Genomic DNA, 11,602 nt, shown 5'->3' with positions numbered 1-11,602 from the left:
AATTTTCCTACGCGGAATTTTTTATCTTTTGGGCTTTTCTCCAAGCGTGTACTAGATTGTTTTTGTCACTTTTCGGGAAGTGGCTGAGAACAACTTGTGTGAAAGGAGAGATGAAGTGATGGCAAAATTTTTGAGGAGTCTACGTCGCATTGGTATATGTGTGATTGTCGATGCTGGTTTCCCGGAAGGATAGAATGGTCCCGTTTCCCTGAGGTGTGTAATGAATCGCTACTCATTCGTTAAGCCTGTGTTGCTGGCGTCACTATTCGTTAAAGAACAATTAAAAGAGCCCGTTGCGCTGTTTTGGTCGGTGTTGTCTCCGGTGGTTACTTACTATTTAATAACTTATTCGAGAGGGGCGAATAACTACGCGCCCAATGACTATTTGTCCAGTGCCTCGTGGTTCTATTCCTTCGTCGCTTCAAGTGTTGCCTTGTTTGGATTGGCGTTTTATATCGTTGGTCGCAGGGAAAGTGGGTTTTTGAGGTCTTTTGTCTATACGGATGATAATAAAGTTATTTTTCTTTTTGGGCATTATTTAGCCTATTCTATAATATCGCTCGTATATTGTTGTGTTTTTTATTTGCTGACCCGCAGCTATAATGGTGCGGTCGAGGTAGAAGCGCTTCTTGGCATCCTTGGGCGGTTCTATATTTGTTTTTTATTGTTTTCGATACCGGCTCTCTTATTGACTCTTGTCCCCTTGGGTTTTCAAAATTCAAGCACTGTTTTTTCCATTGCGTCGCTTACAATGTTAGCGCTTGGGATCGTCAGCATTGGGACGTCCAGCCCTGTTCTCGAAAGAGTAAGCTTTATTAATCCTATGTGGTGGGCTAACCATATTATGTTGGTAGGTGTCGCTGAGTGCTGGTTCATAGCGTTGGTTATTGGTGTTTCGTTTTTTGTTACGCTTTGGATTGTGTTTCGGTTTTTAACTATTAACCCTGTATGGAGTCGTTATTGATGAAGCGGCTTGTTGTGAATTCGCTTGAGGTCAGGTGTGCACGGAAAACTTTGTTTGAAGATGCCACGCTGACCGTTGAGGCTGGGTCAATATGCGGGTTGTTAGGTGCTAACGGGTCTGGTAAGACAACGTTCTTTGATGTGGTGTGTGGCTTGAAAAAAATCGAAGCGGGTGAAGTCGTTCGGTCTTTTTCGAAGTTGCTTTACTTGTCACAAGTGATTAGTACGCCACCTGTGTTTCGTATGTTTGATGTTTTCAGGATGACAATGCTTTTTTGCTCTGACAGTAAGCTTGATAAACAACATGCGCTGGACAAAATTGAGAAGTGGAGTCCTGGGATAGCAGATCGGTATTGCGAAATATGGACAAAAAAATCATCTCTGTGCAGTTATGGGGAAAAACGCTGGTTTTTTACGTTGTCTCTTCTTAGCGCCAACGCTGATCTGGTTATCTTGGATGAGCCTACCGCGGGTGTTGATCCTGAGTTTCGTCATCATATTTGGAAGTGTCTGGAGGGCGCCGCCGAGGAAGGAGTCGCCGTACTGGTCTCGTCGCATAATGTCGATGAGATCGTTGCTCACTGCGATGATTTCTACATGGTCAGTCAGCGGCGGTTCAATCGTTTCACTGATGCCCAAGGTTTTATGCGGGCGTACGGCGCTAATAGTCTGGACGAGGCTTTTATTTATGCAGCGAGTCTACGTCTGTAGCAGGCAACTGCGGATACAGAATCAGCTGCAAATACCCCTTGGAATAACGCTTACCCCCAAGCGGCAACTGCCCGGCCTCGCGCATTTCGCTGGTGCTGTCGACCCGCATCAGCACGCCCACCGAGCCGTGCTGGCGCGCCTCGGCGAGCCAGGCCTGTACTTGATCCAGATCGACTTTACGTTGGCCTGCATCGGCGAACTGCAAGCCGTAGCGCAGTTCGCCTTCGGTGCCATACAGCGCCACGTCGGTGCGTTGCAGGCGCCAGGCCAGGGCGCTGGCGCTGCCCAGTTCGTTGCTCAGCAGGGCGTGGGTGTGTTGCAACGCGTCCAGGTGTTCCAGCACGAACTGGTCGGGCATTTCGTTATCGGCGATCTGCGCCGGCATGCTCGCTGGCAGCAGGATCACCAGCACGCCGATGCCCACGGCCGGCAGCGCCCATAGCGTGAGCGGGCGCACGGCTTGCAGCAGGTTGGTGAGGATCCACACCAGTAACACGATGAAGGCCAGGGACAGGCTGAACATCTCGGCGAGGCTGTTGCCGTACAGCGGCCGGGCGATTTGCAGGTAGAGCAGGCCGAGCATGGCCGCCATGCCGATCAACAGGTTGAGCAGACCATTGAGCCTGAGCGGGCGTGGGTGGCCGTTGCGCAGCAGGTCGCTCAAGGTGTGTCCCATCAGCAATGCCAGGGGCAACAGGCACGGGATGATGTAGGTCGGCAGCTTGCCGTTGCTCAGGCTGAAAAGGCCCAGGGGCAGCAGCAGCCACAAGGCCAGGAAACCGATAGCCGGCTGGCGTATTTGCTGCCAGGCCTGGCGCAGGGTGCTGGGAAGCAGCCCGGCCCAGGGCAGGCACGACACGGCGATGATCGGCAGGAAGAACCACCAGGGCCGCACGTGTTGCGCGTTGTCGGCGCTGAAGCGGCGAATGTGTTCATTCCAGAAAAAGAAGCGCCAGAAGTCCGGTTCCTGGCTATGGACTGCCAGGACCCAGGGTAGGCACACCAGCACCGCCACGCCCACCGCCAGCGGGCCATAACGCAGCAGCTCGCCAAGGCGCCGTTGCCAGAGCATATAGGGCACGGCAATCAGTACGGGCAGCGCCCACGCCAGGAAACCCTTGGTCATGAAGCCCATGGCACAGGCAAATCCCAACAAAGCCCAGGCCGTCAGGCGTCCACGCAGGTTGCTGCTGTCGAGGGCAAACCACAGCGCAACCAGGCTCAGGTTGACCCAGAGGGTGAATTGCGGATCCAGATTGGAGTATCCCGCTTGCCCCGCCACCAGGCCAAAACTCAGATAAAGCAGGGCACAGGCGACGCTTTTGCGCGGGTCGTTCCACAAGCGGCGAGCGATCAGGTAGGCCAGCATCACGCTCAAGCCGCTGGCCAGGGCTGAGGCGATGCGTACGCCGAACAGGTTCTGGCCGAACACCGCTTGACCAAGGGCAATCAGCCAATACCCGGCGGCGGGTTTTTCGAAATAGCGCACGCCCATGAAGTGCGGCGCCACCCAGTTACCGGACTGCAGCATTTCCTGGCTGATCTGGGCGTAGCGGGTTTCATCCGGGGTCCACAGGCCGTGCAGGCCCAAGGGCAACAGATAGAACGCGGCGAAGGCAAGCAACAGCAGATACAGGGGATTTGAACGGGTCATGAAAACGTCGCTCCTTGACGTTTAAAGCCAGGGGTTTTAAGTAATGAGGTCATGGTGCAAACAGTCAAAGCGGTCACTAAGTAACAGGAGAGAGTCATGGGGGGCTTAATTCAAAGGCGCAACTAAACATGCCAGAACAGGGCTGTCTTGTTGCTGAACACAGGCAATCACATCAGAGATGGTTGAGCGCAGCCGGCCAGTCCGGATTGTTCATGAGGCCCAGGGTCTTGAATTTACCGTTCGGCAACACTTGCACGAACAGGGCGCTGCCGTACTCGGGAAATGCCGCACGGGGGAAACCCTGGGATTTTTCGAAGTCGGCGATGCAGCCGCTGTGCGTCACGAATACCAGGTTGCGCCCCGGCTGCTTGTGGCTGAGCAATTCCTCACCCATGGCTGCGCCGCAGACGGCTTGCTGTCCGGAGGTCAGCTCGTTTTTACCGAACATGAAGCGCAAGGTCTGGGCGGTACGAATGGCCGGGCTGGCGAGCACGTCACTGCCGTCCATGCCCAACCATTTAAAGGCGCTGCCGAGTTTTTCTGCCTGTTGGCTGCCGTTGATTGTCAGGCCTTCGACCGGCCCCAGGCACGGGTTGGTCGAGCGGTCGCAGCGCTCTTCATGACGCACCAGCACGATCACGTCGCCGTCGCGCCACAGCGGCATGACCTGGGAGGTCAGCAGGCGGTTGCCCACGCCGAGATCCCGTGGCGAAGCCGGCCAGAGCAGGCTGCAAGCGAGCAGCGCAGTGATCACGGCAATGCCAAGCCACAGACGTTGCAGGCGCTTGAAAAAAGCCCGGGGCGAGCGCGGTTTGGTCAGGGTAATGTCTACCACTTCATTCACCTTGGACACTGTTGGCAATGTTGTATTAATTAGGCGCAACTTGTTGGCGAATAGCCGCAGTGAAGCAGGAGGCTGTCACAGGGCTGCTGTCTTTTCGCTGAACATGCGGCGGTTAAAAACTGTCAGGCGTGGCCACTGATCAAGTGGCCGACGCGTGACGCATAACCGGCAATTTAGAGGGCTGCGAGTGGGCAACCGGTGAAATCCATGTGAAAAATTTGCGTGGCCCAATGGCGCAGCCGTTATTCTCGATGGCCGCCCATCAATCGAGTGCTCCCATGCTGCAGGTGCAAGGTGTCTTCAAAAGCTACACGACCCCTCAAGGCCCATTGGCGGTGCTGGCCGGTGTGGATTTGCACCTGGCCCCACGCAGCAGCCTGGCGTTGATGGGCGAGTCGGGCAGCGGCAAGAGCACCTTGTTGCATCTGGTGGCGGGGCTTGATCGGCTGGATCGCGGCAGTATCCAGGTGGGTGAGCAGCGTCTCGACCAGATGAGCGAGCCGCAACTGGCCCACTGGCGGCGCACTGAAATCGGCCTGGTGTTCCAGCAGTTCAACCTCATCGGCAGTTTGCGCGTTGACGACAACCTGGCGTTCCAGGCCCGCCTGGCGGGGCGCTTTGATCCGCGCTGGCAGGCGCAGTTGGTCGAACGCCTGGGCCTGGGCGACTTGCTCAAGCGCTATCCGGAACAGCTCTCGGGCGGCCAGCAACAGCGGGTCGCGGTAGGTCGGGCCTTGGCGTCACGGCCGGGTTTGCTGTTGGCTGACGAACCCACCGGCAACCTCGACGAAGCCACCAGCGACGAGGTGCTGCAACTGCTGCTGGACCTGTTGCGTGACAGCCCCACCAGCCTGTTGATGGTCACGCACAGCCCACGCATCGCAGCGCGGCTTGACCAGCAGGTGGTGTTGCATCACGGCCGCGTCCTGCCGGCGGATGCGCGCTGACATGGCGGTGTTTTATTGGACACTGCGCGCGTTGCTCAGCCATTGGCGGCTCCATCCGGTGCAGTTCTTCAGCGTGCTTACCGGCTTGTGGCTGGCCACCGCACTCCTGACCGGCGTGCAGGCCCTCAATACTCAGGCGCGCGACAGTTATGCCCGCGCCAGCGAGTTGATCGGCGGCGAACCCCAGGCCAGCCTCAGTGCGCCGGACGCGGCCAGTTTTCCGCAAGCGCTGTTCGCCCAATTGCGCCGCGCCGGTTGGCCGGTGTCGCCGGTGGTGCAGGGGCGTTTGCAGCTCAAGGGGCATGAGGACGTGCGCCTGCAATTGATGGGCATTGATCCGCTGTCGTTGCCCGGCAGCGGTGCGGTAGCGGGGCAGCGCTTGAGCCAGGCGCAGATGCTTGCCTTCTTTGAACCGCCGGGGCGGACCTGGATCGCGCCGCAAACCTTGCAGGCCCTGGGGCTGCTCGAAGGGCAGCAACCCCTGGCGCAGAACGGGCAACGCCTGCCGCCCCTGCAAGCGCAGCCGGACATGGCGCCCGGCCTGTTACTCACCGATATCGGCTTTGCTCAACCCCTGCTGGAAATGCCTGGGCAACTCTCGCGACTGCTGTTGGACAAGGCCTTCGCCGCCGGGCATCCCACGCCACCCGCCGGGCTGCAACTCAGGCAGGGCGAGGACAACAACCTGGCGCGCCTTACCGAAAGCTTTCACTTGAACCTGGATGCGCTGGGCTTCCTGTCCTTTGTGGTGGGGCTGTTTATCGTGCACGCGGCCATCGGCCTGGCCCTGGAGCAACGACGCGCACTGCTGCGCACCTTGCGTGCCTGCGGGGTCAGTGCGCGTTTGTTGATCCTCGGGCTTGGGGTGGAGTTGGGCGCGTTGTCGCTGCTGGGCGGTGTGCTGGGCGTTGCCAGCGGCTACCTGCTGGCCAGCCTGCTGCTGCCGGATGTGGCTGCCAGCCTGAGGGGGTTATATGGCGCTGAAGTACCGGGACAGTTAAGCCTGAGCCCGTGGTGGTGGTTGGCGGGGCTCGGCTTGAGCCTGTTGGGCGCCTTGCTTGCCGGCGCCAGCAGCGTGTGGCGGGCGGCGCGCCTGCCGTTGCTGGCGCTGGCCAACGCCCAGGCCTGGCACGAAGCCCATGGCCGTTGGTTACGGCGCCAGGGCTGGGTCGCAGCAACCGCATTGCTAATCGCGCTGTTGGCGCTTTGGCTGGGCGACAGCCTGGCGTCTGGTTTTATATTGATGGCGGCGTTACTGCTCGGCGCTGCCCTGGGCTTGCCGGTGCTGCTCAACGGGCTGCTCAAGGCCGTGCTGGGGCGCAGCCGTTCGGTACTGGGCCAATGGTTTCTCGCCGATTGTCGCCAACAATTGCCGGCCTTGAGCCTGGCGTTGATGGCGTTGCTGCTGGCCCTGGCCGCGAACATCGGCGCGGGCTCCATGACGTCAGGCTTTCGCCACACCTTCAATCATTGGCTGGAGCAACGCCTGACGGCCGAGCTGTACCTCAACCCACAAACCCCGGCCCAGGCGGATCAGCTCAGCACCTGGCTGGCGCACCAATCGCTGGTACAGAGGGTGTTGCCGACCTGGCAGGTCGCGGTGCAAGTGCAGGGTTGGCCGGCGGATGTGTTCGGGGTGGTCGATGATCCGACCTATCGTCAGCATTGGCCGTTGTTGGAGGCTGTCGCTGAGCCCTGGGACCAACTGCTGGGTGACGACACTTTGATGCTCAGCGAGCAGTTGGCGCGCAGGTTGTCAGTCAGGCTCGGGGATTCGCTCAATATCCCCACGCCGCAAGGTGCCTGGTCGCCCAAGGTGGTGGGGATCTACGCCGATTACGGTAATCCCAAGGGGCATATCCTGGTCAATTCCGCGCACCTGCTGGCGCACTGGCCGACCCTCTCGCCGGCGCGTTTCAACCTGCGCGTCGCGCCGCCCGATGTGGCGCCACTGGTGCGCGAAGTGCAGCGCGAATTTGCCCTGGACGACAGCCGTATCGTCGATCAACAGCAACTCAAGGGCTGGTCAAGCCAGGTGTTCGAACGCACCTTCGCCGCGACCGCCGCCCTCAACAGCCTGACCCTGGGCGTGGCCGGCGTGGCGCTGTTCATCAGCCTGCTGACCCAGAGCCAGAGCCGCCTCGGCCAACTCGCTCCGCTGTGGGCGCTGGGCGTGACACGGCGACAATTGATGCTGCTGAACCTGGGCCAGACCTGGCTGCTGGCGGTGCTCACCCTAATGCTGGCGTTGCCGCTGGGGGTGCTGCTGGCGTGGTGCCTGGACGCGGTGATCAACGTGCAGGCATTTGGCTGGCGGCTACCGTTGCAGGTGTTCCCGTGGCAGCTCGCACAATTACTCGGGCTGGCGATGCTGGCCACATTGTTAGCATCGGCCTGGCCGCTGTGGCAGTTGTACCGCAGCCGCCCGGCGGATTTGCTTCGGACCTTTGCCCATGAAGATTAAGGCGTTGATCTGCGCGTTATGGCTGCTGGCGGCCTGTGACAAAGTCCCCGCATCCCAGGAGAGCTTCGCAGGCCTGGGCAGCGATGCAGCGGACTTTGCCCAAGTGGTGCCCGGCAAGGCGTTCAGCTTTCCCGAGGACCACGGCCCCCATGACGGCTTTCGCATCGAGTGGTGGTACGTTACCGCCAACCTCAAGGATGCCGAGGGCAATGTGTTCGGCGTGCAATGGACGCTGTTTCGCAACGCGTTGAAAGCCGGGCCGACCCAGGCCGGCTGGCAGGATTCGACGGTGTGGCTCGGCCATGCCGCCGTCACCTCTGCCAACCGCCATTACGCCGCCGAACGTCTAGCCCGTGGCGGCGTTGGCCAGGCCGGTGCCCAGGCCGCGCCGTTTACTGCGTGGATCGACGATTGGAACTTTGCCAGCCGTCCTGGCGCAGTCGGTGCATTGGCGGATATGCAACTCAAGGCCAGCGATGCGCACTTCGCCTACGACCTGCGCCTCACCGCCAGTCGGCCGCTGGTGTTGCAAGGCGACAACGGCTACAGCCGCAAATCCGACCAGGGCCAGGCGTCGTATTACTACAGTCAGCCGTTCTTCACTGCCGAAGGCAGTGTGCGCATTGACGGTAACACCTATCAAGTCACCGGCCCGGCCTGGCTCGACCGCGAATGGAGCAGCCAACCCCTGAGCGCCAACCAGACCGGTTGGGACTGGTTCTCCCTGCACCTGGATCGGGGCGCGCAACTGATGCTGTTTCGCGTACGCCAGAAGGACGGCGGCGGTTATCTCACCGGCACCTGGATCGACGCCCAGGGACGTACCGAGACGTTGCACAACGCCGATATCCAACTCGCCCCGCTGGAAAGCACGGCCATTGTTGGGCGCAATATTCCTACGCGCTGGTCGCTGAAAATTCCTCGCAAACAGCTGGATATCACCACCGAAGCCGTCAACCCGAATGCCTGGATGAACCTGGGGATTCCGTATTGGGAAGGGCCGGTGCGGTTTGAGGGCGGGGTGGGGTATCTGGAGATGACGGGGTATTAAGGCGGATTCGAGGTCCCACATTGGATCTCCATGCTTCAGATAGAGCTCAGGCTGCCCGTCCTTCACTCCGGCGCCAACGCCAGTTGCAACGGCAAGCGCGCCATGCTCGTGCTCTTCAACGAGCCCAGGTACAACCAGTCGCCATACTCCCGCGCGGTGGTAATCGGTGAGTAGTTGCCTGCGCTGCCATCCTGCAAATTGGCGATGACCTTGCCGTTGGTATCCAACCCCAGCACAAAGGCTTTGCGCTCGATGGGCTTGGGCACGACCATCAGTGCACGCACCATCACTTTGCGCAGCAGCGGGTAGCCGGCAAAGCTGTCCAGCAATGGATTGCGCGGTGAATAGAGCGCCACCCAGAAGCGGTCCTGGCCGTTGAAACTCAGGTTGTCCGGCAGGCCTGGCAGGTTGTCGATAAACAGGTCGTGGCTGCCGGCGCGTTCGCCTTTGAGCCAGTAGCGGCTGATGCGATAGGCGCCGGTTTCATTCACCAGTACGTAGCGCTCGTCCGGGCCCAGGGCGACGCCGTTGGCAAATTGCAGTTGGTCGAGCAACACCTCGGTGCGGCCATTGCTGAAGTCGTAACGCAGCAGCCGACCATCACCGCCATGCTCGATCACGGCTTCGCCATCCTGGCCATACCCCCAGCGGCTCGATGCGTCGCTGAAATAGGCATAGCGGCCACTGGCGTCCACGATGACGTCATCGGTAAAACCGAAGGGCACGCCATCGGCGCCGGTGCTCAGGGAGGTGAGTTGGCGGTTGGCATCCAGTGCGAGCAGACCTTTCACGCCATCGGCAATGATCAAGCGCCCATCCGGGTGCAGCGCCAGCCCCAGCGGGCGACCGCCCGTATTGGCGAGTACCTCAAGGCTGCGGCTGTCGGGGGAGGTGCGGATGATGCGCCCATCCTGCAGGCCGCTGATGAGAAAACCCTGGGCATCCAACAGCAACGCCTCCGGCCCGGCGATGTCCTGGGCGCCGATTTTCTGCACGCCCTTGAGGCGTTGGTTCTCGGCGAAAGGGCCTTCTTTCATCGATGGCGCGTTGGGCGGCGCCCAGTTCACCGGTTGTACCTTGGTCGGCATCAGCAGCAAAAAGGCGACCACCGCCAGCAGCAACACAAACAGCAAATGGCGCAGTTTTTTTGGACGGGTACTCATGACGATTCCTGATTGTCGTTGGGGCTCATAGCGGTTTTGGGTGGTGACTGAGCTTAGCCCGGCTTCAGGATCGCGCTAGTTCACTGCCCGTTTCACATCAGTGGATCCCAGCGTTGTGACCAGTCACCTTCGGCCTTGACCACATCGCGCAGTAACGCCAATGCCTGCTGCAACACCGCAGAATCCCGCGCCCTTGAATACACCAGGAAGGTCGGGAAGCTGAACTCCGGCGCCTTGGACACACGCTGCATCACACCGCTGTCCAAGTAGCTTTGCACTACCCGCGTGCGGAAATAGCCAGCGCCGCCATTTTCGAGGATGTACTGCAAGGCCAACGGCCCCAGGTTGAAGCTCACCGCAGCCCGGGCCTTGTCGGGCAGGGCGGCGTCGTGTTGCTGGCGAAAGCCCGGCCCCCAGTCGATGTAGACGTACGGCGCCGGCTTGCTGACCAATTGCACCAGGATCAGTTTTTCTTCCAGTACCTGTTCCACCTGCAACCCCGGCCAGTATTGCGGCTGGAACACCAGCGCCGCGTCGAGCACGCCCAGTTCCAGCTGGCGCAACAGGTAGTCGCCTTCACGCACTTCGGTGCGCAGCGCGTGGCCCGGAATGTGTTCGCGCAGCGCCTTGGCCCACCCGAGCATCAACGGGTTGCACAGGCTGACCTCACCGCCGATGTGCAGCACATTGCGATAGCCATCGGGCAACGGCAGGTCACGCCGCGCGGCTTCCCAGGTTTGCAGCAACTGGTTGGCATACACCACGAAGGCCTCGCCGTCGGCGGTCAGGCGTGCGCCGGCGCGGTTGCGGATAAACAGCGTACTGCCCAGTTGGCTTTCCAGGCTTTTGACCCGTGCGGTGATGGCGGTCTGGGTGACGTGAAGTTTCTCAGCGGCCGCCGCCAGGCTGCCGCAACGGGTGATTTCGAGAAAGGTGCGTGCCAGTTCGATGTCCATGAAGACCCCTGGGGATGAATGGGGGCATTGTAGAACTGATCACGCAGAAGCGGGGATTGGCACGTGACTCCATCGGCGCGCTACTCCCAACCGTCTGGGTCAAGACAGCGAGTTGAGCGTGGCGGCTGTCTGCCATACGCCAGGAAGTCGCCCACCCAGCGGTTGATGCAGCCGCCGGCGTCCGGTCTTGCGGGATCCTTGAGGCGCAGTTGTTCGACCTGGGATGCAGCTGTCGTGCTGTGTTCAGCGTTGAGCAGCACCATGCGTGCGACACGCTCTGGATACAGCGCACTGTAACGGCTGCCCAACCGCGTGCCATCGGCGTTACCCAGATAGAGCAGTTGTGCGTCCCCCAGTTGGGCACGTACGAACTCCATGTCCCGTGCGGCGTGTTCTACGCCGTTCTGTTGGCTGAGGTCACGAGGGCTGAGCTCGATGACGTCATAACGGTTGACCAGCTTGCGATACGCTTGTGTGGCATAGGATTCCCAGCGGGTGGCCAGGTGAATCACGAAGGTGCCCTGGTTGTTGGGCGCGGTATCGCCGGCCTGGGTGAACACCACTCCCTCGCGGCTCAACGGCTCGCGGGCGCCGACGCGGGTCAGGTGCAGGCGCAGGGTGCCTTGCCGAGGCGCGGCGTAGTTGCGCGGTACGGTCACGACGCCGCACTGGGTGCGTGACACCACGTTGGGGTCCAGCCGTTCGAGGGTGGGGAGGGGGCAGTCCAGCAGCCAATCGATGGCGGTGGGTTGGATCAGTGATGCGGTATGGCCAATGTTTACCATCAAGCACAGACAGCCACACGCGAGGTGTTTTGCAATCGTCATCAAGAGGTCCTGGGCAGCCGTG

10 protein-coding genes are annotated in these 11,602 nt (G+C 60.4%); 5 read left to right on the top strand and 5 right to left on the bottom strand.

Going from position 1 to position 11,602, the window contains the following annotated elements:
• The first annotated feature begins 220 nt into the window (after positions 1 to 220).
• Positions 221 to 964 carry an ABC transporter permease gene (locus AB3G88_RS16920; RefSeq protein ID WP_480450818.1) on the top strand — a complete coding sequence of 248 codons (744 nt, stop codon included), beginning with the start codon at positions 221 to 223 and terminating at the stop codon, positions 962 to 964.
• Positions 964 to 1,674, top strand: coding sequence for an AAA family ATPase (locus AB3G88_RS16915; protein WP_480450816.1), 711 nt, complete (start codon positions 964 to 966; stop codon positions 1,672 to 1,674). Before AB3G88_RS16920 ends, AB3G88_RS16915 begins: the two co-directional genes overlap by 1 nt.
• Here AB3G88_RS16915 and arnT read toward each other — a convergent pair.
• The gene (gene arnT, locus AB3G88_RS16910) at positions 1,646 to 3,328 is read right to left on the bottom strand and encodes a lipid IV(A) 4-amino-4-deoxy-L-arabinosyltransferase (protein ID WP_480450814.1); all 1,683 of its coding nucleotides are present in this window, start codon (positions 3,326 to 3,328) and stop codon (positions 1,646 to 1,648) included. The two genes, AB3G88_RS16915 and arnT, sit on opposite strands and share 29 nt — an antisense overlap.
• A 172-nt stretch (positions 3,329 to 3,500) precedes the next feature.
• Entirely contained in the window at positions 3,501 to 4,181 is a 681-nt protein-coding gene (pmrG, locus tag AB3G88_RS16905; RefSeq protein WP_158878906.1) for a lipopolysaccharide core heptose(II)-phosphate phosphatase PmrG, read from the bottom strand.
• A gap of 269 nt (positions 4,182 to 4,450) precedes the next feature.
• Between pmrG and AB3G88_RS16900 the strand changes: the two genes are divergently transcribed.
• Genes AB3G88_RS16900 through AB3G88_RS16890 form a run of 3 tightly spaced genes read left to right on the top strand, consistent with a single transcriptional unit; the run spans position 4,451 to position 8,634 of the window.
• A complete protein-coding gene (locus AB3G88_RS16900; protein WP_099586589.1) occupies positions 4,451 to 5,119 on the top strand; it encodes an ABC transporter ATP-binding protein in 669 nt (222 codons plus the stop codon).
• 1 nt (position 5,120) lies between these two features.
• The gene (locus AB3G88_RS16895) at positions 5,121 to 7,583 is read left to right on the top strand and encodes an ABC transporter permease (protein ID WP_480450811.1); all 2,463 of its coding nucleotides are present in this window, start codon (positions 5,121 to 5,123) and stop codon (positions 7,581 to 7,583) included.
• The gene (locus AB3G88_RS16890) at positions 7,573 to 8,634 is read left to right on the top strand and encodes a lipocalin-like domain-containing protein (RefSeq protein ID WP_480450809.1); all 1,062 of its coding nucleotides are present in this window, start codon (positions 7,573 to 7,575) and stop codon (positions 8,632 to 8,634) included. Before AB3G88_RS16895 ends, AB3G88_RS16890 begins: the two co-directional genes overlap by 11 nt.
• A gap of 62 nt (positions 8,635 to 8,696) precedes the next feature.
• On the opposite strand, the gene AB3G88_RS16885 is transcribed toward AB3G88_RS16890, so the two are convergent.
• The 3 genes from AB3G88_RS16885 to AB3G88_RS16875 all read right to left on the bottom strand — a co-directional run bounded on the left by AB3G88_RS16885 (position 8,697) and on the right by AB3G88_RS16875 (position 11,580).
• Positions 8,697 to 9,797 carry an SMP-30/gluconolactonase/LRE family protein gene (locus AB3G88_RS16885; protein WP_480450807.1) on the bottom strand — a complete coding sequence of 367 codons (1,101 nt, stop codon included), beginning with the start codon at positions 9,795 to 9,797 and terminating at the stop codon, positions 8,697 to 8,699.
• Positions 9,798 to 9,889: 92 nt separating this feature from the next.
• Positions 9,890 to 10,753, bottom strand: coding sequence for a LysR family transcriptional regulator (locus tag AB3G88_RS16880; protein ID WP_099586592.1), 864 nt, complete (start codon positions 10,751 to 10,753; stop codon positions 9,890 to 9,892).
• Between the two features lie 80 nt (positions 10,754 to 10,833).
• Positions 10,834 to 11,580, bottom strand: coding sequence for an alpha/beta fold hydrolase (locus tag AB3G88_RS16875; RefSeq protein ID WP_191946413.1), 747 nt, complete (start codon positions 11,578 to 11,580; stop codon positions 10,834 to 10,836).
• Positions 11,581 to 11,602 lie beyond the last annotated feature (22 nt).

The sequence above is a fragment of the Pseudomonas arvensis genome (genome assembly GCF_056688935.1).
This window is presented reverse-complemented; position numbering and strand designations above follow the sequence as displayed.

Bases quoted from the DNA above. Each gene is read 5' to 3' on its own strand.
- AB3G88_RS16880 (WP_099586592.1), bottom strand. From the start codon at position 10,753: ATGGACATCGAACTGGCACGCACCTTTCTCGAAATCACCCGTTGCGGC.
- AB3G88_RS16895 (WP_480450811.1), top strand. From the start codon at position 5,121: ATGGCGGTGTTTTATTGGACACTGCGCGCGTTGCTCAGCCATTGGCGG.
- AB3G88_RS16920 (WP_480450818.1), top strand. From the start codon at position 221: ATGAATCGCTACTCATTCGTTAAGCCTGTGTTGCTGGCGTCACTATTC.
- AB3G88_RS16875 (WP_191946413.1), bottom strand. From the start codon at position 11,580: ATGACGATTGCAAAACACCTCGCGTGTGGCTGTCTGTGCTTGATGGTA.
- AB3G88_RS16915 (WP_480450816.1), top strand. From the start codon at position 964: ATGAAGCGGCTTGTTGTGAATTCGCTTGAGGTCAGGTGTGCACGGAAA.
- AB3G88_RS16890 (WP_480450809.1), top strand. From the start codon at position 7,573: ATGAAGATTAAGGCGTTGATCTGCGCGTTATGGCTGCTGGCGGCCTGT.
- arnT (WP_480450814.1), bottom strand. From the start codon at position 3,328: ATGACCCGTTCAAATCCCCTGTATCTGCTGTTGCTTGCCTTCGCCGCG.
- AB3G88_RS16900 (WP_099586589.1), top strand. From the start codon at position 4,451: ATGCTGCAGGTGCAAGGTGTCTTCAAAAGCTACACGACCCCTCAAGGC.
- AB3G88_RS16885 (WP_480450807.1), bottom strand. From the start codon at position 9,797: ATGAGTACCCGTCCAAAAAAACTGCGCCATTTGCTGTTTGTGTTGCTG.